Here is a 24358-nt window from a genome sequence, read left to right on the forward strand (position 1 = left end):
TTCAGGTTTTGCTTTTCGAAACTCGCTTCTCGCGACTGCGGTTGTTTCGCCGCCGGCGACGTCTTCGCTGTGCCGCTTCTGTGGCAGAGCTGACCGGTTTTCAGCAGCCTGTTAAGGGAGAACGCCGATATGGGTGAGCACTTCCTGATCCGGGAAACCGTCCGCCACCATGCCATTGGCCTGCTGGTAACGGGCCAGGGCCTGGCGGGTGCCGGGGCCGAGCAGGCCGTCTTCCGCGCCCGCATCATGGCCCTGTTCATTCAGCGTCTGCTGAAGCCGGGTGACCTGCTCGCGATTCAGTTTGGGTGCAGGAACGGGCGCCTGGTGAAGGGCGCCGCCGCCGGCAATGCGGTCCGCCAGCCGGCCCACCGCAATGGCGTAGGATTCTGACCGGTTCCAGCCCATGATCACGCGGAAATTCTGGTAGGCGAGAAAGGCCGGGCCGTTATGGCCGGACGGGACCACCAGTGCCGCTTCCATGTCTGCTTGGGGCAGGGGCTGACCATTGGGCATGCGCACACCCAGCTTGGCCCAGTCACTGAGGCTGCGCTGATGGGCGAAACCGGTTAGCTGGAAATCGAAATTGTCAGGCAGCGTGACTTCCCTTCCCCAGCGCTGTTCCCGTTGCCAGCCCAGTCCTTGCAGGAAATTGGCCGCGGAGGCCAGAGCGTCGTCTTCGCTTTTCCACAGGTTGCGGTGGCCGTCACCATCGTGATCGATCGCGTACTTGAGAAAGATGGCGGGCATGAATTGGGTCTGGCCCATGGCGCCGGCCCAGGAACCTTCCATCTGGCTGGCTTCCACATCGCCGGACTGAATGATGCGCAAAGCGTTCATCAGCTCGCCGGAAAAGTAATCGCCCCGACGGCCTTCGCACGCCAGGGTGCTGAGTGCATCCAGCACAGGAATGCTGCCCAGGAAGCCGCCGTAATTGGTTTCCAGCCCCCAGAAAGCAACCAGGTAATGGCCGGGGATGCCGTATTCGCGGGTGAGTGCCTGTAGGAGGGGTTGTTGTTCGCGGTACTTTTTACGGCCAGTTTCGATACGCGTTTCGCTGACCCGGCGGGTGTAATAGTCCGAGAAGCTGCTGGTGAATTCCGGCTGGCTGCGATCCAGTTCAATCACCCGCTGGTTCAGTTTGACGGTATTCAGGCTGCGGCTGATCACCTGGGCGGGGATGCCGGCCTCATCGGCCTGGGCCCGTAATTGGGCCATGCATTGTTCAAACTCGGCGTTGTCCAGGGCATAACTGGCATGGCTGGCGAGCAGGGTGGCACTGGCAAACAGGGCGGCGCGAATCGAGGGCATGGGGTCTCCACCATCAAACGGAATAAGGCGACACAGAGCATAACGCTGTTGTTGTCGGGGTGCGGCACATAACAACAAAAAAACAGAAAAAATCTGTCTTTACGGTTGCCCGGATTGCCGCGATGACAGCGGCAAATAAAAGGTGCAGACTTTTGCTATTGCCATTGCTTCAAGCAAGGAGGGCCTGTGAAGCACCAGTATGCTGTGATCGGTTTGGGCAGTTTTGGTTCCACCATTGCGCAGGAATTGACGCGCCTGGGGCACGATGTCATGGGCGTGGATATCGATGGTGAGCGGGTGGAGTATTACGCCGACAAACTGTCGCAAACCCTGATTGCCGATGGCACCAGTGACAAGGTGGTGGCCGAGCTGGATTTGCCAGCCTTTGATGCGGTGGTAGTCGCCATTGGTGAAAATCTGGAAGCCAGCATTCTGACTACCCTGGCGCTGAAAAGTGCGGAGGTGGAACAGGTATGGGTCAAGGCGATCAGTGAACCGCATCACCGGATCCTGTCGCGATTGGGGGCCAACCGGATTATTCACCCGGAGCATGAAATGGGCATCCGCGTTGCCCAGACCATCGTGCACCCGGAAATGCTCGACTATATTTCCCTGGGTAACGATTGGCTGGTGGTAGAGGTGAAGGTGGATAAACGCTTTGCCGGGATGACTGCATCCGAGCTGCCGCTGAAGGATGAAGAGCTGCGCCTGGCGCTGGTCAAGCGCGGCACCCAGGTGTGGCAAGCGCCGTTCGAAGGACTGGAATTGCAAGAGAAAGACCAGTTGGTGCTGATGGGCACGCTGCATGACTTGCTGCGGTTTTCCAAAGCGCAATGAGGCCCTGGTTCGCACGCCGTTTTGGTGTTTCCCGCCCCCATATCCACAAGCCGCTGGTGTCTCCGCCAGTGGCGCTGGCCGGCAGTTTTTTATTTTTAATCGTATTGGGCGCGTTGCTGCTCAAGTTGCCCATCGCCACCCATTCGCCAATAAGCTGGTTGCAGGCCATGTTCACGGCTACCTCTGCGGTGACGGTGACGGGCCTGTCGGTGGTGGATGTGGGCAGCCAGTTCACCCTGTTCGGCCAGTGGGTGTTGCTGCTACTGATCGAGGCCGGCGGCATTGGCATCATGACCTTTGCGGCGGCCACCTTGCTGGCCATTGGGCATCGGCTGGGTATCGGTGAGCAGCAGTTGATTCGTGATTGCATGAACTACAGCCGGGTCAGTGATATCGCCTGGCTGATTCGCCGGATCCTGGTGGTGGTTGTGGTGGTGCAAGCGGTGGGCATGGCGCTGTTGATGTGTGTCTGGGTGCCCGCGCTGGGTTGGGGACAGGGCACGTTTCACAGCCTGTTCTATGCGGTGTCGGCATTCAATAACGCGGGCTTTGCGCTCAGTGCCGACAGCCTCACCGGCTGGGGTGGGCACTGGGGCATTGTGCTGATCATTACCACCATGATCATCGTGGGCGGGCTGGGCTTTACGGTGCTGGCGGATTTCGGAAAAGGTTGGCGCTGGCGCGGGTTGTCCCTGCACAGCAAGTTGATGCTGGTGGGCACCGGGGTGTTGTTGGCGGCCACGTTGTTGTTCTTCATGCTGGCGGAGTGGAATAACCCCGGCACCCTGGGTGATATGAGTGTCAGCGACAAATTGGCGGCGTCCTGGTTTCATGCGGTGACACCGCGTACTGCCGGGTTCAATGTGGTGGACATGAGCGCTTTGTCGCTGCCGACCAGCCTGTTTTATCTGCTGCTGATGTTTATCGGTGCGGGCACCAATTCCACCGGTAGTGGTATCAAGGTAACCACCTTTATGGTGTTGCTGCTGGCAACGCGGGCTTTCCTGCGTGGGCGGCCCCTGCCGGTGATCTTCGGCCGGCAGATTTCTTCAACGTTGGTGTACAAATCCCTGGCGATTACCTTTATTGCCTGCGGGGTGGTGTTTGTGGCGTTGATGGCGCTGTCGGTCACCGATGCCAGTCTGGGCTTTGAGGATCTCACGTTTGAAGTGGTGTCGGCGTTTGGCACCGTGGGGTTATCGCGGGGCATTACCGGTGAGCTGTCGTCAGCGGGGCAGTGGGTGATCATGCTGGTCATGTTTGTGGGCCGGATCGGCCCGTTGACGCTGTCATTCCTGCTGACCCGTCCGCGCCAACCGGTGGTGCGTTATCCGGAAGGCGAGGTTTATATCGGTTAATCGATAATGAAGAATGGCTTATTGCGCGGGGAGGTCGATCTGTTGGCGCTTCACGCGAATAGCGGTGCTGCGGGCCAGAATCTTCAGGCCCCGTGCTTCGCAGTGAGCGCGGGTGAAGGCGGCGCCGAACAGCAGGATCATGGACGAGTAGTACACCCACATCAGCAACACCACCAGGGACCCGGCGGCGCCGTAGGTGGACGCCGTGGCTGTATGGGCCAGGTACAGGCCGATCAGTGCGCGGCCGACAGAAAACAGGATCGCGGTGACCAGTGCTGCGGGCATAACGGCTTTCCAGTTCAGTACCACATCGGGCAACACCCGGAACATGGTGCCGAACAGCAGGCCGATCACCAGCAGGGAGACGCTCATCTCAACCACCACTACCACTGCGCCGTGAATCGGCAGCCAGCTTTCCGCATAGACGATGATTGCCTGGACCACCACGTTCAGCAGCAGCGAGACCAGCAACACAAAGCCCAGTGAGATCACCACCGTCAGCGACAGCAGCCGGCTTTTGATCAACGCGGCGATGGTGTTGCGTGAAGGCCGTGGCATCACCTCCCAGATGGCATTCATGGAGCGCTGCATCTGGGCAAACACCGTGGTGGCGCCAATGATCATGACCAGCAGGCTGAGCATGCCGGCGAGCAGGCCCTGGCTGGGCGCCTGGGTATTGGCGATGGCGTTTCGGACTTCGTTGGCCGCTTCCGGGCCGATGGTGGCTTCCAGCTGGCCGAGAATTTCGGTCATGGCGGCGTCACTGGTCATCACCAGGGAGATGACTTTGACCGCCAGAATAATCACCGGGGCGAGCGAGAACAGGGTGAAGAAAGCCAGCGAGCCGGCGTAGCTGACGGCGTTGCCCTCCAGCCACAGGCGCACCGTGTTTTTGAAAATGCCGAACCAGTAGAGTGCGATCGCTTTCATTGTCATCCCGGCGTCAGTGTCCTGCTGGCAGTGTAGCGACTGCCGCCGGGAGAGGCGAATGCTGATGGCTTATTCCGCGGGCACATCCCAGCGAATGGTGACTGGCTGTCGGCCCCATTCCCGTGCTGTCTGCCGGTCTTCCATCAGGATGTCGATATGATCGGTCCAGCGCTTGTTCATCTTGTCGAGCACCTGATAGGTGCCGGGCAAGCCGTCAATGCGGACTTCGGTCTGGTGGGTGAGTCCCGCCTTGATCAGGTCGCGGGATACGGCAATGGCTTTCATGCCGGGCTCCAGTTGGTCGCCCCAGGCGGCCAGGCCCACGTTACCTTTCTTGGTTTCTGCTTCGGAGAGGGTGTACGCAGAGGCGCTGACTTCACGGCTGACTTCGGTGGTGTTGTCACAGCCGGTGATGGCCAGGATCAACGCCAGGCCGGTGATCCATTGGCCGAGTTGCAAGGTGCGTGGCAATACGTCGAGCATGGTTCCCCCTGTGTTGTGTGATAAGAACCACACTGGCAGGGAGGGTGTGAAGATGCCATCAAAGAAAAGCCCGGGGTGCCGAAACGCCCCGGGCCTGCTGTGTGCTCAGGAAGCTGTCAGGGTCAGTGCAGCTTCAGTCGCGGGCGTACCAGCTTGTTGAAGCGACCGGCGATGAGCAGCATGATGGTGCGCGGCCAGCCGTAGAGCGCGGCCTGGTGCATACGGTACAGGCTGATGTACATCATCCGGGCGAGCCAGCCTTCCACAAAGAAGTTGCCGCCTTTCAGGTTGCCCATCAGCATGCCCACCGAGCTGTAGTTGGACAGCGACACCAGCGAGCCGTGGTCCTTGTATTCGAAGGGTTTCGGATCGCGATTCATCAGCAGACGTTGCAGGCTGCGGGCGGTGTGCTGGGCCATCTGCTGGGCGGACTGGGCCCGCGGCGGGATCGGACGTTCCGCGCCTTCCGGGATCAGGAAGGCCGCATCACCGATGATGAAGATGTTCTTCTGGCCTTTCGCCTGCAGGGTCGGCTCCACTTCCACCTGATTGATACGGTTGGTGGTCAGACCGTCAATCTGGCTCAGCCATTCCGGGCATTTTACCCCGGCGGCCCAGACCAGCAGGTCGGCCTTGATGGGATCACCGTCTTTGGGGACCAGCGCCTCGGGGGTGGCCTCGGCCACCATGACGCCGGTGCGCACTTTCACCCCCAGCCCTTCCAGGCGTTTGGTGGCGGTGGCGGAGACCCGCTCACTGAGTACCGGCAGAATACGCGGCGCCGCTTCAATGATATCCACCTGCAGGTGTTTGCGGTCCAGATGTTCGTGGCCATAAAAGTTGAGCATGCTGACGGCGTGGTGCAATTCCGCTGCCAGCTCCACCCCGGTGGCGCCGCCACCCACGATGGCCACGGAGACCGGTTTGCTTTCATGGTTGGCGTGCAGGCAGGCATTGAGGAAACGCTCACGGAAGCGTTCCGCCTGGGCGCGGCTGTCCATGAACAGGCAATTGTCGCGTACCCCGGGGGTGCCGAAATCGTTGCTCTGGCTGCCGGTGGCCAGCACCAGATAGTCGTAACTCAGTTTGCGCTCCGGGAGGACTTCGCTGCCATGGGCATCGTGCAGGGGCGCCAGGGTCAGCGTCTGCCCGGTGGTATCCACCTGGGTCAGGGTGCCGGGTTCAAACCGGTAATGGTTGAGCTGGGCGTGGGCGCGGTAATCCACCGCATCCAGGTCCGCATCGATGGCGCCGGTGGCGACTTCATGAAAGCGGGGTTTCCAGACGTGGATGTTGGATGAATCCACCAGGGTGATATCGGCATTGCCATATTTGCCGAGCTTGGCGCCGAGTTTGGTGACCAGCGGAAGACCACCGGCACCACCGCCGACAACAACAATTCTGGGTTTGCTCATGAGAAGTCCTTTATCTAAGACGGCAAGTCTAGCCTTTGGACATGTCTTGTCCAATTGTCGCATGGTATTACGACTTGTTGGGGGGAAGAGCTGTACTTACGGTCTGGCGTCGATGCTTTTTGGCGTGAGAGGTGCGTCTGCGTGCCTACAAACAACGAAGGCGCCTTGGAGGCGCCTTCTGCGTGTTGCCTGCAGCGTGAAGCGTGCTGCGTCAGTTACGCTTTGGGGCCGGCAGCGCGGATCTCATCGGACACATCGGCGTACTTGTCAGCGAAGTTCTTCTGGAACTGCTCTGCCAGGTCGCGGGCACGTGCTTCGTAGTTTTCCGGGTTGGCCCAGGTTTTCTTGGGCTGCAGCAGGTTGCTGTCCACACCGGAAACGGTTTTCGGCACATCCAGGTTGATGATGTCCAGGTGCTCGGTTTCCGCATTGTCCAGTTCGCCGGACAGGATCGCGTTGACCACGCCACGGGTGGTGGGAATGCTGAAACGCTCGCCTTCACCGAAGGGGCCACCGGTCCAGCCGGTGTTCACCAGGTAAACGGTGGAGCCGAATTCTTCCATGCGCTTGATCAGCAGCTCGGCGTACTCGCCGGCACGACGGGGGAAGAAGGGGGCGCCGAAGCAGGTGGAGAAGGTGCTCTTGATGCCGCCACCGGAACCCATTTCGGTGGAACCCACCAAGGCGGTGTAGCCGCTCAGGAAGTGGTACGCCGCCGCTTCCTTGGACAGCTTGGACACCGGAGGCAGAACGCCGGTCAGGTCGCAGGTCAGGAAGATAATGTGCTTGGGCTCGCCGGCACGGTTTTCGTCGACTTTCTTGTCGATGTTTTCCAGCGGGTAAGCGGCGCGGGTGTTCTGGGTGAGAGACACATCGGCGTAGTCGGCGGTGCGGTTGTCGTCGATGATGACGTTTTCCAGTACCGCGCCGAACTTGATGGCGTCCCAGATGACCGGCTCGTTTTTCTGGCTCAGGTCGATGCACTTGGCGTAGCAGCCGCCTTCGATATTGAAGACCACGTCCTTGCCCCAGCCGTGCTCGTCATCACCGATCAGGTAACGGTTCGGGTCGGCGGACAGGGTGGTTTTACCGGTGCCGGACAGGCCGAAGAACAGGGCCACATCACCGTCTTCGCCCACGTTGGCGGAGCAGTGCATGGGCAGCACGTCTTTTTCCGGCAGCAGGAAGTTCTGCACGGAGAACATGGCTTTCTTCATTTCACCGGCGTAGCGCATGCCGGCAATCAGAATCTTGCGCTGGGCAAAGTTGAGGATCACGCAGCCGTCGGAGTTGGTGCCGTCACGCTCCGGGTCGCACTGGAAGTGCGGGGCGTGGAGGATCTGCCATTCTTCCTTGCTGCGCGGGTTGTACTTCTCCGGGCGGATGAACATGGTGTTGGCGAACAGGTTGTGCCACGCGGTTTGCGCGGTCACTTTCACGGCCAGGTAGTGATCAGTGTCGGCGCCGACATGCAGGTGGGAAATAAAGGCGTCGCTTTCGGCAACGGCCGCGGTAACGCGGTCCCACAGGGCGTCAAATTTGTCGCTGTCGATGGGGCGGTTAATGGCGCCCCAATGGATATGCTCGCTGGTGCTCGGCTCGTCAACAATGTAACGGTCCATGGGCGAGCGGCCGGTGCGGTGGCCGGTTTCCACTACCAGGGCGCCGTTATCGGCCAGGCGGCCTTCGTTACGCTGAACAGCCAGCTCTACCAGCTGGGCCGGGCTGAGGTCGTTATAAACAATCGGATCGGTCATGGTTATTCCTGGGCTTGTGGCCGTGCGGTTACAGCGGGTATGGCCGTGCAACCTTCAAGTTCGCATTGCGGATACACAGTGCCGGTCTCGTGCCCGGACAGAGACCGGACAAGACCAATAAGGGACCAGTAGTGGCGCCACTGATCAGCACAGGCGCGCGATTATGCCAGAAAAGAGAATCAGTGGCGATTCCCCATCGGACCATGCGGTCACGGCGCCAGAGGCAATTAATAGTTAATAATGAATAGTGAATAGTTGCGCGGGGCCGCTAGGCCTTGCCTCGGAACGCAAGAGGCCGCACCCAGGCTATGGGCGCGGCCTCTTGCGTTTCAGGTCAGACAGAACAAAATCGCGAGTTATTAATTGCCTTCCCGGATCATCTCCGCCAGGTCCACCGCGTCAAAATGCTCCTGGTGACGGCAGAAATCGCAGGTCAGGGTGACTTCGCCGTCTTCGTCCAGTAATTGCTGCAGCTCCTGATTGCCCAGGGAAATCAGTGCATTGCGGTTACGGTCCCGGGAGCAGGTGCAGCCGAATTGCAGCGGCTGGGCGTCCGGTAGCTGGGGCGGGGTGTCGTGGAACAGCCGGTGGAGGATGGTCTGGTCATCCAGGTTCAGCAGTTCTTCCATTTGCAGGGTGCTGGCCAGTGCATCCAAGTGTTCCCACATCTGGTTGTTGCCGTCGGTGGTGGCAAGCTGGTTGGGCAGGCGCTGCAGCAGCAGGCCGGCGGCGCGATTGTTGCCACTGGCCAGCCACAGGGAGGTCGGCAGCTGTTCGGATTGCTGGAAATAGCCTTGCAGACATTCTGCCAGGGTGTCGCCGCTGAGCGGGACGATACCCTGGTACTGGCGGCCCTGATCCGGGGTGATGGTGATCACCATGGTGCCTTCGCCGATCAGTGTCTGAATGTCTCCATGGCTCCAGTCCTGGCCGTCGCTGTGGCGGGCCAGTGCGCGCAGCTCACCGTCGTGGCTGCATTCGGCCAATAGCAGCGATACCGGGCCTTTGCCCTGGGCCTGCAGGGCCAGCCGGCCCTTGAACTTGAGGGTGCTGGCTAGCAGGGCCACCGCCGCGACCGCCTCGCCGATCAGCCCCTGTACGGGCAGCGGGTAGCTGTGGCCTTCAAGGATACGGCTGACGCTGCTTTCTACCTGTACCAGTTCGCCACGAATGTCGGAGTCGGGGAAAAGGAAGCGCTGCTTGTGGTCTTGCATGATGATGTCCTGAGGTTGATCGCGGTGACGCCACCGTGAAAATCGTTATTCCAGATTGTCTCGTTTGAAGCGCTGGATATCCCGGCGTTCCTTTTTACTGGGTTTGTGGTCCGGAGCGGCGGTTGCGGCCCGGGCCAGTTTTCGCTGCTCGCTGTTCATCTCCCGTTTGGCCACGCTTTCCGGGGTTTCTTCATAGAGCGTCTGGGCCACCTTGGCCGGGCCGCGCTTGCTGCTCAGATCGCGGACGATGACCTCGAAATGTTCGGTGCCCTTGGTAATGGTCACCGTCTGGCCGGGCTGCACCGCCTTGCTGGGCTTGGTGCGGCTGCCATCGATATGGATCTTGCCGCCTTCCACGGCGGTTTTGGCCAGGGTGCGGGTCTTGAAGAACCGGGCGGCCCAGAGCCAGGAATCTATGCGTACGCTTTCCATCGGTTTCTCCGGAGCTGGCCGTCAGGGCAGCACGGCCAGGAAGTCATCAATGGCCGGAAACGGGTCCGTATCAAGCCGTTTGGGCAGGCTGGAATCCGGGTGCAGAATACTCACCGGCTGGCCAATGCCGTATTGCCGGGCGCTGTGCAATACCGGCAGGGAGTCGTCCACCAGCAGTGCGCGGCCCGGCTCAAAGGGCAGGTGCCGCTGCAGGTGCTGCCAGAACGCCTGGACTTCCTTGGGGTGGCCGTAGTCGTGGCTGGACACCAGCTCGTCGAAATACTGGTCAATGCCGGTGCGTTCGAGCTTTAAGTGCAGTGCATCGCGGTGGGCATTGGTGACCATGATCACTTGCTTGTCCGAGGCCTGAAGCTTTTGCAGAAAGGCTTCTGCTCCCGGCCGCACGGAGATGCGGTCGCCAGCGGCTCTTTTCAAGCCGGCAATTTCCAGACCCAGCTCGGCGGTCCAGAAATCCAGGCAGTACCAGTTCAGGGTGCCTTGGTGGCTGGTGATCCAGTCGTGGATAATGCGGTTGGCCTCGGTCTGCTCCAGCCCCTTTTCCCGGGCGTAGCAGTCGGGCACGTGTTGTTGCCAGAACCAGTTGTCGAATTGCAGGTCCAGCAGGGTGCCGTCCATATCCAGCAGCACGGTGTCGACGGATTGCCAGTCAATCATGAATTTCCTGCGTGTTCGGGTTAGTCTTGCCTCGGTTAGTAGGCTCAGAGGTAATTATGGATGAGAAACCGGAGATTCTCGACACCCGGCTGATAGCAAAGAGCCGGCTGTTCGGGATCGAAGAGCTTCACCTGCGCTTCTCCAACGGCGTTGAGCGCACCTACGAGCGTTTGCGCACCCCGCCGATCGCGGGGGTGATGATGGTGCCCCTGCTGGATGACGACACCGTGGTGATGATCCGGGAATATGGCGCAGGCACCGAGAGTTATGAGTTGACCCTGCCCAAGGGGGCTTACGAACACGGTGAAGACTGGCGTGATGCGGCCAACCGGGAGTTAAAGGAAGAAGCCGGTTACGGCGCGCGGCAGCTGAGTCTGATGAAAGAGATGACTCTGTCCCCCGGTTATATGGGACACCGCATCAAGGTGGTGCTGGCGGAAGACCTGTACGAAGAATCCCTGCCCGGCGATGAGCCGGAGGAACTGGATGTGGTGCCCTGGAAACTGTCAGAGCTGGATCGTTTGATCGAACGTGACGATGTGACCGAGGCGCGGGTGATCGCAGCGTTATTAATGACCAAACGGTTGTTAGAGAAAAGATAGTTGCAAGTTTAAAGTTGAAAAGCGCGGGTGAGCTGGGCCTCCCGATATATGCCCCGTCCGCGCTTCACATTCCTGGTTCAGCAGCGCGAAGCACTAACCCGCCATCAACGATGGGCTGTCTTCGCGCTTTTGAACTTTCAACTTTGAACTCCGCCCAGAATTCAACATAGAGAAATGGAAAACCCGATGACTGATTTTAATACCCTGCTGGAACCGCTTGCCGAGATTGCCCGTGAAGCGGGGGACGCCATTCTGGCTGTCTATGAGCGTGATGATCTGGGGGTAGAAACCAAGGATGACAAGTCGCCCATTACCGAGGCGGATATGGCGGCGCACAAGATTATTGAGGCCCGCCTGCAGGCGCTGACCCCGGATATCCCGGTGTTTTCCGAAGAATCCGGCGGCATTGCCTATGCGGATCGCAAGGACTGGCCGCGCTTCTGGCTGGTGGACCCGCTGGATGGCACCAAGGAATTTATCAAGCGTAATGGTGAGTTCACCGTCAACATCGCGCTGGTGGAAGGCGAGACCCCGGTGCTGGGCGTGGTGCATGTGCCGGTAACGGCAGTGACCTACCTGGGCGGCCAGGGTGTGGGTGCCTTTAAAGAGCACAACGGTGAGCGCCAGGCGATTCAATGCCGTGCCCGCACCACGCCGGTGGTAATGGTCGCCAGCCGTAGCCATGGTGGCGAGGCGGTGGAAAAGCTGGAAGCCTTTATCCGTGACGAAGTGGGCGAGGTGGAGCGCGCCTCCATGGGGTCGTCGCTGAAGCTGTGCCTGGTGGCGGAAGGCAGCGCGGACATTTACCCGCGCCTGGCGCCCACCAGCGAGTGGGATACCGCCGCCGCCCACGCGGTGGTGACGGCTGCGGGCGGGGTGGTGGTGAACACCGCCTTCGAGCCGTTGCAGTACAATAAGGAAGATATTCTCAATCCGCACTTCCTGGTGCTGGGGCAGAGCATTGAAGAATGGCGTTTTATCGCCCCGGCGTTGAACGCTTGAAGCCAGATGCATGAAGCATGACGCTAAAGAGTAGAACCTGAAGACAGGGGTGCAGCCACGTCACAAACGCATGCTGCATTGCAATGCAGTCAAAAGGGGGGGAGGCCTGATCGGCATTTTCCACCCTGCGGTTTTATGATTGGCGTCAGCTATACCAGACAAGGAGTTTCCATGAGCGCAATGCGTGAATTACGTTTCGTCAGTGAGGGGCAATCCTGCCGGGGGGATCTGTATCTGCCCGAGGGGAAAGGCCCTTTCCTGACGGTGGTCATGGGGCACGGGTTTGGCCTCACCAAGGAATGCGGGTTGGCGCCGTTTCGCGACGCTTTTCTCGAGGCCGGTTACGCGGTGTTCCTGTTCGACTACCGTCACTTCGGTGAAAGTGAAGGGATGCCGCGTCAGGTGTTGTTGCCCCACCGGGAAGTGGCGGACTGGCAAGCGGCGCTGGCCTGTGTGCGCAAGCTTGAGGAAGTGGATAACCAACGCATCGTGCTGTGGGGGACGTCTTTTGGTGGTGGCCTGGTCACTGCCGTGGCGACCCGGGAGCCGGTGGCCGGCATTATTGCCCAGTGCCCGATGATGGACGGCATGGCGTCGGTAATGGAGGTGATCCGTTATGCGGGCATCGGGCAGGCGCTGAAAATGACCGGCATCGGCCTGTGGGATGTGGGCAGCAGTGCGCTGGGTCTGGGGCCCAAAATGCTGCCTTCGGCGGGGCGGCCCGGTGAGCTGGCCGCCATGTCCAGTCACGACGCCTATGACGGTTATACCGCGCTGATGCCGGCGCATGTGCCCAATGAAGTCGCGGGGCGAATTGCCCTGGCGTTGCCGCTATTCCGGCCTGTGACCCAGGCCAGCAAGGTAACCTGCCCGGCGCTGATCCTGATTTGTGAGACCGATACCGTGGCGCCGGCCAGCGCCGCAGAAAAAGCGGCCGCGGCCATGGCAAGGCCCAGCGTGAAGCGCTACCCGGTGGGCCATTTTGATATCTATCAGGGCGAGGCCCGGGAGATCAGCCTGGCGGATCAACTGGCGTTTTTGCGGGACCTGGAGAGCTAGCGTCGCTTAATGATGCCTAGAAAGGCAGAAGGGTCGCCAGGTCCAGCGACAGCTGGTTGGACACCATCACCGCGCTGGTCGCCACCAGGCTCAGGTTGATGGCAGGCAGCACCAGGCCAATGGCCAGCAGGTTAATGGCGCTGGGTTGTCGAATGCGACCGCTCCACAGCACCAGGCTAATCAGCGCTGCGCAGGAAAGGGGAATCCAGAGCCAGGGGTGTGATCCGGCGGTATGCCACAGGTTTTCTAAATTGAACATGCCAGTACCCGTTTCGTTATTGTCATTGGCGGGACCGTATTGGCCGGTGCCAGGGGTGACCTCCCCCGAGGTCAGGTGGGAGTATGCACAGCCGGTTATGTAACCAGTGTGTTAAAGATCACAAAAAGATAATGGCACTTTGACATTGGTTCTAACGTGCCATATTTCTATGAAAATCAATGAGTAGCGTTGATATGCAGATAAATGAGCCTGGCCAGCCGATGGGACAGCAGGGCCGCAGTGGAGTGGTCTGCTGGCTGGGGCGGGTGGCATTGTTGCTGAGCCTGGTGGTCACGGTGCGTGCCGGCGATTTCAACTACTCGGCCGAGCAGTTCGCCCTGATTGCCGGTTATGAGTCCTGTGTTCGCCAGTTGGCTGCCAACCTGGGCAGTGACCAGCGTGATGCGCTCACGGACAAGTTATTGCGCAGTAAAGGCATCAGTTACCAGCCGCGCCGGGTGGAGAACGACCGGCGGCTGTGGGCTTACCCGGAGTATGCTACCCAGCGCCGGACCCAGAGTTACATGATTCAGGCTTTCAAGCAGGACTGCCTGGAGCAGAACGCCGGGCGCTACTGACCGGAAATATTGCCCCTCCGGGTTGTCGATCAACGCCAGTGTTCATGCCGGTTGCGCCTCGCCTTCGTCCGTAGCGGCACTTTTCCCGGGCTCCAAAGTCAATTAACGGCCCGTTTTGGCCTTTTCTCATACCCTCCAGTACGGCTATTCTGTCATCCATTGAAACGTGCCATTGGCCAATGTCAATGTTTGCACTGCGAGGATCAGGCAGCCCGAGCGGCTGGAGGTAAAGAATATGTCCAATAAACACGTTGATGTACTGATTGTTGGCGCCGGCCTTTCCGGTATTGGTGCCGCTTGCCATTTAACCCGCAAGGCGCCGAATCGCACCTACGCTATCCTGGAGCGTCGCGAACGCATCGGCGGCACCTGGGACCTGTTCAAGTACCCGGGCATTCGTTCTGATTCCGACATGTTTACTCTGGGCTACAGCTTTCGCCCCTGGACCGAGCCCAAGGTATTGGCCGATGGCAACTCGATTCGCCAGTACGTGGAAGAGACCGCGGAAGAGTATGACGTTAAAAAACATATCCGTTTTGGTCGCAAGGTGATCAAGGCGAACTGGTCCAGCGCTGACAATCACTGGGCGGTGGAAACCATCAACGAGAAGACCGGCGAGCAGGAAACCTTTACCGCCAACTTCCTGTTCTCCTGTAGCGGTTACTATAACTACGACGAAGGCTACAAACCGGATTTCCCCGGCGAGAAAGACTTCAAGGGCCAGGTGATTCATCCGCAGCACTGGCCGGAAAACCTGGATTACAAAGGCAAGAAAGTGGTGGTGATCGGTTCCGGCGCTACTGCCGTCACCCTGGTGCCGGCCATGGCCAAAGAAGGCGCCAACGTTACCATGTTGCAACGTTCGCCGACCTATATTGCCACGGTGCCGGAAGTGGACCCGATCTCGGTGGGCATGCGTCGCTTTATGCCGGAGATGATGGTTTACCGCCTAGCCCGTGCCCGCAACATCGGGCTTCAGCGTATGGTGTACAAGTTATCCAAGCAGCGTCCCAAGCTGGTGCGCCGAGCCTTGTTGGCAGCGGCCAAGCGTCAGCTGGGTGATGACGTGGATATGACCCACTTCCGCCCAAGCTACAATCCGTGGGACGAGCGTTTGTGTGCCGTGCCCAATGGCGATTTGTTCAAGACGTTGCGTCGCGGTGAGGCCGAGATCGTTACCGATCACATTGAGCGTTTCACCGAGACCGGCATCCTGCTCAAGTCAGGTAAGGCGCTGGAAGCCGATATCATCATCACCGCGACCGGTCTCAACGTTCAGATGTTGGGTGGCGTGGAAGGGACTATCGATGGCAAGCCGGTGGAGCCGCGTGAATCACTGGTCTATAAGGGCATGATGCTGCGCGATGTGCCCAACATGGCGTTGGTGTTTGGTTACACCAACTCGTCCTGGACCCTGAAAGCGGACCTGGTGTGCGAGTACGTGTGCCGCTTGCTCAACCATATGGAAAAAACCGGTGCCCAGACCGTGATTCCCCGTGACAAGGATAACTGCATCACCGACGAGAATTTCCTTGGCTTGCAGTCTGGCTACATCCAGCGGGCCAATGACCGCCTGCCTCGTCAGGGCTCCAAGCAGCCGTGGATGGTGGTGCAGAATTACATGGTTGATATGCCCAAGCTGCGTTTTGGCGCCATTGATGACGGGGTTCTGGAGTTCGATAACCATCAGCCGGTGAAAAAGAAAGGGTTGGTGGCGTCGTTACTGGGATCCTGAATCAAAGTTAAAAGTTAAAAGTTAAAAGTTAAAAGGAAAAGAGTGGTTAAGCAGTAGTGTTGCCGGGTTAGGGTAGTGCTTCGCGCCGCCCACAAAAAAGGCCGCATCCTGTAGAGGGTGCGGCCTTTTTATTGTTCATCAGTTTGCCTGCGCGGGCAGAGCCAGAGACGCTTAGCCACCTGTCCTGTTCGCGCTTTTCAACTTTGAACTTTTAACTCGACACTTTATTTCCAGGGCAACGCTTCCATGCGCTGGCGGGCGGCGGAGTATTCTTGCTTCAGGCGCGCGATCAGATCGGCAGCCGGGCCGATCTTCTTCACCGCACCGATGCCCTGGCCGCTGCCCCAGATGTCCTTCCAGGCTTTGGAGCTGCCATCACCGAAATCCATTTTGGACGGATCGCTTTCCGGCAGGTTTTCCGGGTCCAGGCCTGCCGCTTCAATGGAATTGCGCAGGTAGTTGCCATGGACGCCGGTGAACAGGTTGGAATAGATAATGTCGTTGGCGCTGCCGTCCACGATGGACTGTTTATAGCGTTCGTCGGCATTGGCTTCATCGGTAGCGATGAAGGCGGAGCCGATGTAGCCCAGGTCGGCGCCCATGGCCTGGGCGGCCAGCACTGAATCGCCTGTGGCGATGGCGCCGGAAAGCAGCAGCGGGCCGTCGAACCATTCACGGATTTCCTGCACCAGCGCCAGTGGCGACAGGGTGCCGGCATGCCCGCCCGCGCCTGAAGCCACGGCGATCAGGCCATCAGCACCTTTCTCGATGGCTTTTTTGGCGAAGAAGTTATTGATGATGTCGTGAAACACCAGGCCGCCATAGCTGTGGATGGCTTCGTTCACATCCACCCGGGCCCCCAGGGAAGTGATCACGATGGGCACCTTGTACTTCACGCACATTTCCAGGTCGTGCTCCAGCCGGTTATTGGACTTGTGCACAATCTGGTTGACCGCGAAGGGGGCGGCAGGCTTGTCAGGGTTGGCCTGGTTCCAGGCATCCAGCTCTTCGGTAATACGCTTGAGCCACACTTCCAGTTCTTCCGCAGGGCGGGCATTCAGCGCAGGAAAAGAGCCAACAATGCCGGCTTTGCACTGGGCAATGACCAGATCCGGGTTGGAAACAATGAACATGGGCGATGCCACAACGGGCAGCTGCAGGCTGTTTTGCAGGGAGGCAGGTAGGGCCATGGGAACTCCTCAACTCTCACGGTGAGCGCCACCGGGAAAAGGCGGGGCGCTTTCAGGGGCACAATAGTGCGATATAGCTGCGGCGATGTCAGCACCGGGAAGCGACAATCAGGGCGCGAATATGGACGTGCTGCCCAGGCCTGCCAGCCCTGACCACCGCTGGAAGCCGAATGCCCGACGGCAGACGCGGGTATTCAAAACCTGAAAATCCTGGCCGCCATGCTCTTTGCGCACAAGGCCTTACCCGATATTCCCTGAATATCCCTCAGCAGGAGAGACCGCAATAGCGGCAGTCTTTCAGGCTATGGGGTTTTACGTCAGGCATCCGGCGCCGGGCGTTTGGCAAAGTAAGGTTTATTCGCGATAAATCTTACTTGTCCGGGTGGCCCCGGAAGGCATTCAGCAGGCGGCTGGGCAGGCCGGCCGAACGCAAAAAGGGGCGCACGTGCATCAGGGTTTCATGGATGTCGTTGACGTGATCATTGAGCAGATCCACATGGTCGGTAATGCCATCGACGCGCACGGACAAGTCCGCCACCTGCCCGGGCAGGGCATCCATGCGTTCGATGATGCGCATGATGCGGTGCGCCATGATCATGTATTCCAGTGCTGCCCGAATTACCGCCACGATGACCAGCAGTGCCAGCGGGGCGATGGCGGTGGCGATGATGCCCGCCAGCGTGGAAAACCAGAAGCACAGGCCGACCACACTGACCACCACGACCAGTGCGCCGACAATCAGCAGCAGATAGAACAGCGGCATCAGCTGCATGGTCAGATAGCGGTTGAAACGCCAGTCTGCCAGGTTGGGAATGCGCGATGTTCCAGAGGGTGGCGTTTCCGGGTTGGGCGTCTGCATGGTGCCTCCTGGTTTTATTGTTGGTTGTGGTGTTCGGCTTCGGGGCCCTTGGTGCTATTGCGTGGCGTTGCTGGCCCCCAGTTTGTGCTCTGCATAACTGGCGAGAAAATCCCCGAAGACCATGGTGAGCTCCTCAAAGCTCTGGGTCGGTTTTTCTTCGGAGAGATGGCGGATCACGGTGAAAATGCCACCGTTGATATAGAAATAGGCCACCGCCGGAATATTGGGCATCCGCAGCAGCTCCGGGTGATGCATCAGGTATTGAGTAAACAGGTCCATCAAGGCCCGATTGATGGGCTCCTGATGCATCACCATGTCCTGACTGAAGGCGTGCCGGGCACATTTCAGATAAATCTGGTTGTTCTCTTCGAGGAAATCCCGAAAGGTGAACAGCAGCTTGCTCACCGCATCGCGGATGTTCATCCGCACCAGCTCCGGAATCAGTGGCTTGATCATGGCCACGGTGTCGTCCACAAAGCGGGCGCCGGCGGCATTGAAAATGGCGTCCTTGTCTTCGAAGTATTCATACAGCGAGCCCACGCCGATGCCGGCAATATCCGCCACCTGGCGGGCGGTGGTGGCTGAAGGCCCTTGCCGGGCAATGGCAATCAGGGCGGCCTCGACGATGGCGTCGACGGTGGCCTTGGAGCGCTGTTGTTTGGGTTTGCGTGCCATATCTGTTTCCGAATTGAATCCGAACAAGCATTCGATTTATTGTTACACCGAGCAATGTAACAGTAAAGCCTTGAGCATGCAGCAGCACCCCAGGGCGCTGGATTGTGGTCAGCTGTGCTGCCGCACCGAATAGACGTTAAACCGGCTGAAATATCGTATCGCGATAACAGGAGAGCATCATGGCTTCTATCGATCTGGACAAAATGCTGGCTAAGATCAAGTCCACCCAGTGGGCCCTTTCAGATATCGATTGGGACGCCCCTGGCGCGGAACTGATTACCGAAGAGCAGTGGCCCAAGCTGAAAGACTTCATGGCCGACCTGATGTGGATTGAGCACGTTGGCGCCCGCGCTTTTGCTGCCATGGCCAAGAAAGCCCCCACCGACACCCTGCGTGAAATTTATACCTACTTTCACGCGGAAGAGCAGCGCCACGCCAATGCGGAAATGGCACTGATGAAGCGCTGGGGCATGCTGGAAGGGGATGAGATTCCAGAGCCCAACATCAACCTGCGGCTGGTGATCGAATGGCTGGACCGTTACAGCGACGAAATGCCGGTTTATGTGTTGGGTACGGTGGTGCCGATGCTGGAAATCGCTCTTGACGGTGCCTTGTGCACCTTCCTTCTTGAGACGGTGAAAGATCCGGTTTGCCACCAGGCCTTTGAAAAAATCAACGACGATGAGTCACGGCATCTGGGGGTGGGCTTCAGCGTGATGGAAATGCAGGGTCGCGGAAAAACCTTTATTGGTGCCGCCAAAATGCTGGCGCCGTTGCTCGACCCACGCCTGATGCTGGGCATTGCTTCCTATGTGCCATTGCTGAACAAGATGCGCGACAACATCATCACCATGGGACTGCCGGAAGAGCGGCTGTATGCCGCCATGGCCAAGTTCGAAAAAATTGGTGGGCGTACGGAAGACGGCCGCCGCAACCCCTGGTTCCAGGTGATTCGCCAGCATGCCAGATTCGTGGTGGATCGCAATAACCGCGCCTATCACCTGCCGGTCGATGGCATGGTCAAACTGACCGGCCTGATTCCGCGCCGGGCACTGCCGGCGGTGCCTTCCTGGGTGAAAGAGCTGACCTATCAGCCCACTGCCTGATGCGGCCAATGCTGGCTCGTCATGCGTGCGGTGCGCATGGCGAGGCTTTCCTGATTGTTGAAGAGATCCTGTTATGACTACCTCCTCTGCCTCTCCGAAAAAGGCCGTTCGCAAGGCGGCCCCCCGTAAACGCTCCGCCACGGCCAAGCGCCCTGCGGCAAAAAAGTACCGGCGGTAAAACCGGTATCGGTGTTGATTGTGGGCGCAGGGTTTGCCGGGCTGGGGATGGCCATTCGTCTCAAGCAGGCCGGTATTGACGACTTTGTGATCCTGGAGCGTGCCAACGCTGTGGGTGGCACCTGGCGCGACAATCAATACCCGGGCGCGGCCTGTGATATTCCTTCCAATCTGTATTCCTATTCGTTTGCGCCCAATCCCAACTGGTCGCGCAGCTTCTCGGGCAGTGAGGAAATTCTCGGTTATATCCATCACCTGGTGGCCGAGTTCAAACTGGAATCACACATCCGTTTCGAGAAAAACGTGGAAGACCTGTCCTTCGATGAAAAGAAGGGCGTCTGGACCGCGACCACCGATAAAGGTGAAAAGTTTGCCGGCCGTGCTGCGGTGATGGCCCAGGGGCCGCTGTCCAATTGTAGCTTCCCGGCGATTACGGGCATCGAAGATTTCAAGGGCCACAAGATTCACAGTGCCCGCTGGGATCACGATTACGATTTCGCGGACAAGAAAGTGGCGGTCATCGGCACCGGCGCCAGTGGCATCCAGATCATCCCCGAGCTGGTGAAACAGGCGAAACATGTAAAAGTGTTCCAGCGCACCCCGGGCTGGGTCATGCCGCGCCCGGATTTTGCCACGCCGCAGTGGAACAAGAAGCTGTTCGAAAAACTGCCGGCCAGCCAGCAAGCCATGCGCAACCTGCTCTACTGGACGCATGAGAGTATGGCGTTGGCCGTTATCTGGAACTCGCCACTGACCCGCGTGGCCGAACGCGTAGCGCGTTTGCATTTGCGCCGGCAAGTGAAAGATCGCTGGCTGCGTCGTCAGCTGACGCCGGACTTCACCATCGGCTGCAAGCGGGTGCTGGTATCCAACGATTACTACCCGGCGCTGCAGAAGGATAACGCCAAGCTGATTACCTGGCCGATTGCCCGGATCAGTGAAAAGGGCATCCGTACCGTGGAAGGCATTGAGCATCAGGTGGATTGTATTGTTTTCGCTACCGGTTTCGATGTCAGCCATTCGGGGACGCCTTTCCCGGTGAAGGGGCGAAAGGGGCGCGTCCTGGGCGACGAGTGGCAAGGTGGTGCTCAAGCCTATAAGAGCATTAACGTGTCGGGCTATCCGAACCTCTACATGACCTTTGGCCCCAACTCCGGCCCTGGCCATAATTCTGCGCTGGTGTATATGGAATCCCAGCTCGATTACGCCGTGAAAGGGGTGCAGAAAATTCTTCAGGAAGACCTGAAGGTGCTGGATGTGAAAGAGAGCGTTCAGCGTAAGCACAACAAGGCCATGCAGAAACGGTTGGCGAAAACCAACTGGAATTCCGGCTGCAAGAGCTGGTATCTCACCGAAGACGGTTTCAACGCCACCATGTACCCCGGGTTCGCCACCCAGTACGCGGCGCAGATGGCCGACTTCGAGGAGAACGATTACGAAACCGCCTGATGTGAATCAGTCTGGTTTCATCCGGTGAACGCGGCCCTGCCTGGCAGGTGCCGCGTTTTTTTATGGTTCATCGCTCGGATTGCGCCTTTCTGGCTCTTTGTGCCCTTGGGGGAATTCGACCTGCGGGACTTATGCATGCCCCCATGGTGATCCGCGGGCCTGTCATCAGGCCGTCATTTCCCTGTCGTGCTGGCTTCATCCCCGCCCTGTAAAAACCTTTGAGCAATCCGTTTGGGGAACATGCACATAACAGGGGAAACCGATGAAGCATTTGTATCTGGGGGCCGGTGTGATTCTGGCCGCGACGCTGAGTGCCTGTGGTGGCGACAGCAATGAGTCTGATGCCGCTGTCGATGAAGCGGTGCGCACACCGGACAGCATCCGGTTGTCCTATGTGAGCCGTTATTCCACGGGCAGCTTTGATGCTTCCGCCGCCGAGATCCCGGCCTATGATGCGGCCAGCCAGCGCCTGTTTGTGGTGAATGCGGAGCAGGGGGAGCTGGATGTACTGGACCTGAGTGACCCTGAGAATCCGGTCAAGATCGATGCGATCAGTGCTGCAGGCATTGCGGTGGGCGCGGAAGTGAACAGCGTTGCGGCCAGCCATGGTCTGGTGGCGGTGGCCATTGAGGCCGACCCGAAAACGGATAACGGTTTTGTCGCGCTGTATCAGGCCAGTGACCTGACTCTGTTGGGGAGTGAGGAAGTGGGTGCCCAGCCAGACATGGTGGCATTTACTCCGGACGGAACCCGCGTGCTCACCGCCAATGAGGGCGAGCCCAGCGATGATTACCAGACGGACCCGGACGGTTCCATCAGCATTGTGGATTTCAGTGACCCGGCCAACCCGGTGGTGAGCACAGCGGATTTCACTGACTACAACGGTGAAGAAGATGCCCTGCGTAGTCAGGGGGTACGAATTTATGGGCCAGACGCCTCTGCATCCCAGGATCTGGAGCCGGAATATATTGCGGTCTCCGCTGATGGCGCGACCGCCTGGGTCACCCTGCAAGAAAACAATGCGCTGGCTATCATTGATATTGCTACCGCTTCAGTGACTGACATCGTTACCCTCGGCGAGACGGATCGTAGCATCGCTGGTAATGGAATCGATGCCAGCGATGACGATGAAGTTATCGACATCAAGACCTTTGCCGGGGTGGTAGGGCTGTATCTGCCAGACTCGATTCATGGCTATACCGTTAACGGCAAGACCTACCTGGTGACTGCCAACGAAGGTGATGCCCGCGCCTGGGGCGAGGACAATGATGCCTACTGGGGCGAAGAGGCGGATGAAGATGCGGTACCGCCGGTAGCCTGTACGCCGGATGCCAGCCAGGGTTTTGTTGAAGAGTTTCGGGTGAAACATCTGGTGCACAACAGTGGTTTTGCGCGCCGCTGTGGTGATGACCTGCCACCTCAGCTGAGCGAGCTTGCCGACGGTGCCTTGCTGGACCCGGCGGTTTTCGGTTACTGCGGCGCTGAAGCGGGCGATTCCGGTGATTGCCGGGAAGATGACGTTCTCGGCCGGCTGAACATCACCTGGACGTTGGGGTATAAAACCAACGCGGATGGCTCCCCGAAAATGTACGACGATGCCGGCACAGAAGATGCGGTTGCCGGTGATCGCATCATGTATGACACGCTATATAGCTACGGTGGCCGTTCCTTCTCCATCCGCGATGAAAGTGGTGATCTGGTGTTTGATAGCGGTGACGCCATCGAGCAGTTCCTGGCCAGCGACGACTGCAAGCTGGGCTCCGACCGTTCAATCGATTGTGCCGACTACTTCAACACCGGCCACGATGAAGGCGATGCCATGGACAGCCGCAGTGATGCCAAGGGGCCGGAACCGGAAGGCCTGACCATCGGCCAGATTGGCGACAAGCATTTCCTGTTCCTGGGGCTGGAACGCATGGGCGGGGTGCTGGTGTATGACATTACTGACCCGATGGCGCCGGTTTACCAGGATTACCTGAACAGCCGCGAAACCTGGGATGTGGACCCGGATGCGGGCAACCTGGAAGGGTATGGCGATCTGGGGCCGGAAGGGTTGGTGTTCATTCCGGCAGCGGATTCAGCCAACGGCAAGGCGTTGCTGGTAGTGGGGAACGAAGTGAGTGGTTCTACCGCCATCTATGAAGTGCAGAGTGTCTTCAACGAATAATCCAGGGAAGGTGCGAGGCGGCCGGCTGGCCGCCATCGTTTCGGTGGTTGGGCGCTGTTATTGAATGATGAACAGCTTTTCGCCCAGCCAGCCCAGGCCCTTGAACAGGTATCCCAGGGGGCCATATACCCGCTTGCGTTGCAGGCTTATGGACAGGCTGGACAGCGACACCTGTTTATCCATGCGCTGTAGCTGACCTTCGAGAACATCTATCTCCCCCTGTACCCGCGTCAATTCCCGTTCCACCTCGAGCACGTCTTGCACATTTGAAGCCCGGTCCAGAAGGACACGCAAACGATCTCTGAGCGCTTTGAGGTTAGTCAGCTTTGCCGCGTTGTCGGCATAGCGGTCGGTGATGTCCTGCTGGCTGAGCGTTTGATCGGTTACGGTGCCCAGAGATCCCAGATCGGCGAGTAGAGCGTTGAGTGTCTGACTGGGAACGCCGGCGCTAATCCAGGTCAGGTGTTCTTCATCGTTCTGGTTGTACAGGACGCCATGGTGCGAATGGATCAACGCTGTGGCTTTTCGGCCCTCGGCAGCAGGGTCGTCAACCGTGATGGTGAGTGAGGCACTGCGAACGATTTTCCGGCCTGCCGGTGCATCCGCTGACATTGTCTCCCTGGGCGGGTTGCTGGCGCAGGCGGTGAGTAGAAAGAGGGAGAAAAAGCCGATGAACAAGGGAAGATGACGCGGCATAACAAAGTCCTTTTGTTTGGTGGGCGCAGTGATCAGGTCGTCGATTTTTTCTGCGCCTGTCTGGCTTCAAAAGCAGCCAGTTGAACTTCGCTGGCAGGCTTCTGGTAGAGCGATTTCCATTCCGAGAAGGGCATGCCGTAGATGTATTCCCGCGCGCCGTCATAATCCAGTTCCACGCCTTGCTCGGTGGCCGCTTCCATCAGCCACTTGGCCAGACAATTACGGCAGAAATCCGCCAGGATCATCAGGTCGATATTCTGCACATCCTTGTGTTCATCCAGATGCTGGAGCAGACGACGAAACGTGGCGGCTTCCATTTCTGTGCGGGTGGTCTGGTCGAGGTCGGTCATGGAGTTATCCTTGTGCTCGTCACCAGATTCGAAGCCGCTGTAGGA

At 58.9% G+C, this 24358-nt stretch carries 24 protein-coding genes; 10 read left to right on the forward strand and 14 right to left on the reverse strand.

All coding sequences use genetic code 11. The features are described 5' to 3' along the window. Positions 1-111: 111 nt before the first annotated feature. Entirely contained in the window at positions 112-1308 is a 1197-nt protein-coding gene (locus ADG881_RS12330; RefSeq protein WP_007150633.1) for a lytic murein transglycosylase, read from the reverse strand. A gap of 186 nt (positions 1309-1494) precedes the next feature. Here ADG881_RS12330 and ADG881_RS12335 point away from each other — a divergent pair, with 186 nt between their 5' ends. After that, entirely contained in the window at positions 1495-2145 is a 651-nt protein-coding gene (locus ADG881_RS12335) for a TrkA family potassium uptake protein (RefSeq protein ID WP_007150526.1), read from the forward strand. Continuing rightward, entirely contained in the window at positions 2142-3503 is a 1362-nt protein-coding gene (locus ADG881_RS12340; protein WP_007148882.1) for a TrkH family potassium uptake protein, read from the forward strand. The genes ADG881_RS12335 and ADG881_RS12340 overlap by 4 nt, the downstream gene beginning before the upstream one ends. A gap of 18 nt (positions 3504-3521) precedes the next feature. Here the strand turns inward: ADG881_RS12340 and ADG881_RS12345 are convergent, their stop codons facing one another. The 7 genes from ADG881_RS12345 to yrfG form a co-directional block, all read right to left on the reverse strand. Further along, positions 3522-4433 (reverse strand): YihY/virulence factor BrkB family protein, encoded by a 912-nt coding sequence (locus ADG881_RS12345; protein ID WP_007150093.1) that lies wholly within the window; start codon positions 4431-4433, stop codon positions 3522-3524. Between the two features lie 69 nt (positions 4434-4502). Continuing rightward, positions 4503-4916 carry a 3D domain-containing protein gene (locus ADG881_RS12350; RefSeq protein ID WP_007150459.1) on the reverse strand — a complete coding sequence of 138 codons (414 nt, stop codon included), beginning with the start codon at positions 4914-4916 and terminating at the stop codon, positions 4503-4505. Positions 4917-5038: 122 nt separating this feature from the next. After that, positions 5039-6331, reverse strand: coding sequence for an NAD(P)/FAD-dependent oxidoreductase (locus tag ADG881_RS12355; RefSeq protein WP_007148839.1), 1293 nt, complete (start codon positions 6329-6331; stop codon positions 5039-5041). 215 nt (positions 6332-6546) lie between these two features. Then, the gene (locus tag ADG881_RS12360) at positions 6547-8088 is read right to left on the reverse strand and encodes a phosphoenolpyruvate carboxykinase (protein ID WP_007150625.1); all 1542 of its coding nucleotides are present in this window, start codon (positions 8086-8088) and stop codon (positions 6547-6549) included. A 359-nt stretch (positions 8089-8447) separates the two neighbouring features. Next, complete coding sequence (gene hslO / locus ADG881_RS12365) at positions 8448-9302, reverse strand: Hsp33 family molecular chaperone HslO (RefSeq protein ID WP_007150498.1); 855 nt, start codon at positions 9300-9302, stop codon at positions 8448-8450. Positions 9303-9347: 45 nt separating this feature from the next. Next, positions 9348-9734, reverse strand: coding sequence for an RNA-binding S4 domain-containing protein (locus ADG881_RS12370; protein ID WP_007149216.1), 387 nt, complete (start codon positions 9732-9734; stop codon positions 9348-9350). Between the two features lie 21 nt (positions 9735-9755). Next, positions 9756-10409: a GMP/IMP nucleotidase gene (gene yrfG, locus ADG881_RS12375; RefSeq protein WP_007150574.1), complete on the reverse strand. Its 654-nt coding sequence runs from the start codon at positions 10407-10409 to the stop codon at positions 9756-9758. A gap of 56 nt (positions 10410-10465) precedes the next feature. Here yrfG and nudE point away from each other — a divergent pair, with 56 nt between their 5' ends. The 3 genes from nudE (at position 10466) to ADG881_RS12390 (ending at position 13072) form a co-directional block, all read left to right on the forward strand. Continuing rightward, a complete protein-coding gene (nudE, locus tag ADG881_RS12380; protein WP_007149595.1) occupies positions 10466-11011 on the forward strand; it encodes an ADP compounds hydrolase NudE in 546 nt (181 codons plus the stop codon). Positions 11012-11197: 186 nt separating this feature from the next. Continuing rightward, a complete protein-coding gene (cysQ, locus tag ADG881_RS12385) occupies positions 11198-12013 on the forward strand; it encodes a 3'(2'),5'-bisphosphate nucleotidase CysQ (protein ID WP_156790410.1) in 816 nt (271 codons plus the stop codon). Between the two features lie 171 nt (positions 12014-12184). Continuing rightward, positions 12185-13072: an alpha/beta hydrolase gene (locus ADG881_RS12390; RefSeq protein ID WP_039926725.1), complete on the forward strand. Its 888-nt coding sequence runs from the start codon at positions 12185-12187 to the stop codon at positions 13070-13072. A gap of 16 nt (positions 13073-13088) precedes the next feature. Here ADG881_RS12390 and ADG881_RS12395 read toward each other — a convergent pair whose 3' ends face one another. Further along, positions 13089-13331, reverse strand: a complete 243-nt coding sequence (locus tag ADG881_RS12395; RefSeq protein WP_007150877.1) for a hypothetical protein — start codon at positions 13329-13331, stop codon at positions 13089-13091. A 179-nt stretch (positions 13332-13510) separates the two neighbouring features. On the opposite strand from ADG881_RS12395, the gene ADG881_RS12400 reads away from it, so the two are divergent. Further along, on the forward strand, positions 13511-13909 hold the full coding sequence (locus ADG881_RS12400) for a hypothetical protein (RefSeq protein ID WP_155131905.1): 399 nt from the start codon (positions 13511-13513) through the stop codon (positions 13907-13909). A gap of 235 nt (positions 13910-14144) precedes the next feature. After that, positions 14145-15644: an NAD(P)/FAD-dependent oxidoreductase gene (locus ADG881_RS12405; protein ID WP_007150046.1), complete on the forward strand. Its 1500-nt coding sequence runs from the start codon at positions 14145-14147 to the stop codon at positions 15642-15644. A 224-nt stretch (positions 15645-15868) separates the two neighbouring features. Here the strand turns inward: ADG881_RS12405 and ADG881_RS12410 are convergent, their stop codons facing one another. From ADG881_RS12410 to ADG881_RS12420, 3 genes are all read right to left on the reverse strand, one after another. After that, positions 15869-16834, reverse strand: a complete 966-nt coding sequence (locus tag ADG881_RS12410; RefSeq protein WP_007150945.1) for a nitronate monooxygenase family protein — start codon at positions 16832-16834, stop codon at positions 15869-15871. A 370-nt stretch (positions 16835-17204) separates the two neighbouring features. Further along, positions 17205-17693 (reverse strand): DUF4282 domain-containing protein, encoded by a 489-nt coding sequence (locus ADG881_RS12415; protein WP_007150640.1) that lies wholly within the window; start codon positions 17691-17693, stop codon positions 17205-17207. Positions 17694-17747: 54 nt separating this feature from the next. Then, positions 17748-18368, reverse strand: a complete 621-nt coding sequence (locus tag ADG881_RS12420) for a TetR/AcrR family transcriptional regulator (RefSeq protein ID WP_007149869.1) — start codon at positions 18366-18368, stop codon at positions 17748-17750. 179 nt (positions 18369-18547) lie between these two features. On the opposite strand from ADG881_RS12420, the gene ADG881_RS12425 reads away from it, so the two are divergent. The 3 genes from ADG881_RS12425 (at position 18548) to ADG881_RS12435 (ending at position 23267) form a co-directional block, all read left to right on the forward strand. Next, positions 18548-19474, forward strand: coding sequence for a hypothetical protein (locus ADG881_RS12425; RefSeq protein WP_007150365.1), 927 nt, complete (start codon positions 18548-18550; stop codon positions 19472-19474). Between the two features lie 198 nt (positions 19475-19672). Further along, complete coding sequence (locus ADG881_RS12430; RefSeq protein ID WP_232211725.1) at positions 19673-21100, forward strand: NAD(P)/FAD-dependent oxidoreductase; 1428 nt, start codon at positions 19673-19675, stop codon at positions 21098-21100. 262 nt (positions 21101-21362) lie between these two features. Then, positions 21363-23267: a choice-of-anchor I family protein gene (locus ADG881_RS12435; RefSeq protein ID WP_007151629.1), complete on the forward strand. Its 1905-nt coding sequence runs from the start codon at positions 21363-21365 to the stop codon at positions 23265-23267. Positions 23268-23324: 57 nt separating this feature from the next. Here ADG881_RS12435 and ADG881_RS17260 read toward each other — a convergent pair whose 3' ends face one another. Further along, positions 23325-23963, reverse strand: a complete 639-nt coding sequence (locus ADG881_RS17260; protein ID WP_007148561.1) for a DUF4349 domain-containing protein — start codon at positions 23961-23963, stop codon at positions 23325-23327. A gap of 32 nt (positions 23964-23995) precedes the next feature. Continuing rightward, a complete protein-coding gene (locus ADG881_RS12445; RefSeq protein WP_007151407.1) occupies positions 23996-24313 on the reverse strand; it encodes a DUF1244 domain-containing protein in 318 nt (105 codons plus the stop codon). Positions 24314-24358 lie beyond the last annotated feature (45 nt).

The sequence above is a fragment of the Alcanivorax sp. DG881 genome (assembly GCF_000155615.1).
Taxonomy (GTDB): domain Bacteria; phylum Pseudomonadota; class Gammaproteobacteria; order Pseudomonadales; family Alcanivoracaceae; genus Alcanivorax.

Excerpts from the sequence above, each read along its gene's own strand:
- ADG881_RS12350 (WP_007150459.1), bottom strand. The coding sequence starts at position 4,916 with ATGCTCGACGTATTGCCACGCACCTTGCAACTCGGCCAATGGATCACC.
- ADG881_RS12390 (WP_039926725.1), top strand. The coding sequence starts at position 12,185 with ATGAGCGCAATGCGTGAATTACGTTTCGTCAGTGAGGGGCAATCCTGC.
- ADG881_RS12340 (WP_007148882.1), top strand. The coding sequence starts at position 2,142 with ATGAGGCCCTGGTTCGCACGCCGTTTTGGTGTTTCCCGCCCCCATATC.
- ADG881_RS12425 (WP_007150365.1), top strand. The coding sequence starts at position 18,548 with ATGGCTTCTATCGATCTGGACAAAATGCTGGCTAAGATCAAGTCCACC.
- ADG881_RS12445 (WP_007151407.1), bottom strand. The coding sequence starts at position 24,313 with ATGACCGACCTCGACCAGACCACCCGCACAGAAATGGAAGCCGCCACG.
- ADG881_RS12400 (WP_155131905.1), top strand. The coding sequence starts at position 13,511 with ATGAGTAGCGTTGATATGCAGATAAATGAGCCTGGCCAGCCGATGGGA.
- ADG881_RS12410 (WP_007150945.1), bottom strand. The coding sequence starts at position 16,834 with ATGGCCCTACCTGCCTCCCTGCAAAACAGCCTGCAGCTGCCCGTTGTG.
- cysQ (WP_156790410.1), top strand. The coding sequence starts at position 11,198 with ATGACTGATTTTAATACCCTGCTGGAACCGCTTGCCGAGATTGCCCGT.
- ADG881_RS12405 (WP_007150046.1), top strand. The coding sequence starts at position 14,145 with ATGTCCAATAAACACGTTGATGTACTGATTGTTGGCGCCGGCCTTTCC.
- ADG881_RS12415 (WP_007150640.1), bottom strand. The coding sequence starts at position 17,693 with ATGCAGACGCCCAACCCGGAAACGCCACCCTCTGGAACATCGCGCATT.
- ADG881_RS12395 (WP_007150877.1), bottom strand. The coding sequence starts at position 13,331 with ATGTTCAATTTAGAAAACCTGTGGCATACCGCCGGATCACACCCCTGG.
- ADG881_RS12420 (WP_007149869.1), bottom strand. The coding sequence starts at position 18,368 with ATGGCACGCAAACCCAAACAACAGCGCTCCAAGGCCACCGTCGACGCC.
- ADG881_RS12345 (WP_007150093.1), bottom strand. The coding sequence starts at position 4,433 with ATGAAAGCGATCGCACTCTACTGGTTCGGCATTTTCAAAAACACGGTG.
- ADG881_RS12360 (WP_007150625.1), bottom strand. The coding sequence starts at position 8,088 with ATGACCGATCCGATTGTTTATAACGACCTCAGCCCGGCCCAGCTGGTA.
- ADG881_RS12330 (WP_007150633.1), bottom strand. The coding sequence starts at position 1,308 with ATGCCCTCGATTCGCGCCGCCCTGTTTGCCAGTGCCACCCTGCTCGCC.
- ADG881_RS12355 (WP_007148839.1), bottom strand. The coding sequence starts at position 6,331 with ATGAGCAAACCCAGAATTGTTGTTGTCGGCGGTGGTGCCGGTGGTCTT.
- nudE (WP_007149595.1), top strand. The coding sequence starts at position 10,466 with ATGGATGAGAAACCGGAGATTCTCGACACCCGGCTGATAGCAAAGAGC.
- ADG881_RS17260 (WP_007148561.1), bottom strand. The coding sequence starts at position 23,963 with ATGCCGCGTCATCTTCCCTTGTTCATCGGCTTTTTCTCCCTCTTTCTA.
- ADG881_RS12370 (WP_007149216.1), bottom strand. The coding sequence starts at position 9,734 with ATGGAAAGCGTACGCATAGATTCCTGGCTCTGGGCCGCCCGGTTCTTC.
- hslO (WP_007150498.1), bottom strand. The coding sequence starts at position 9,302 with ATGCAAGACCACAAGCAGCGCTTCCTTTTCCCCGACTCCGACATTCGT.
- yrfG (WP_007150574.1), bottom strand. The coding sequence starts at position 10,409 with ATGATTGACTGGCAATCCGTCGACACCGTGCTGCTGGATATGGACGGC.
- ADG881_RS12435 (WP_007151629.1), top strand. The coding sequence starts at position 21,363 with ATGAAGCATTTGTATCTGGGGGCCGGTGTGATTCTGGCCGCGACGCTG.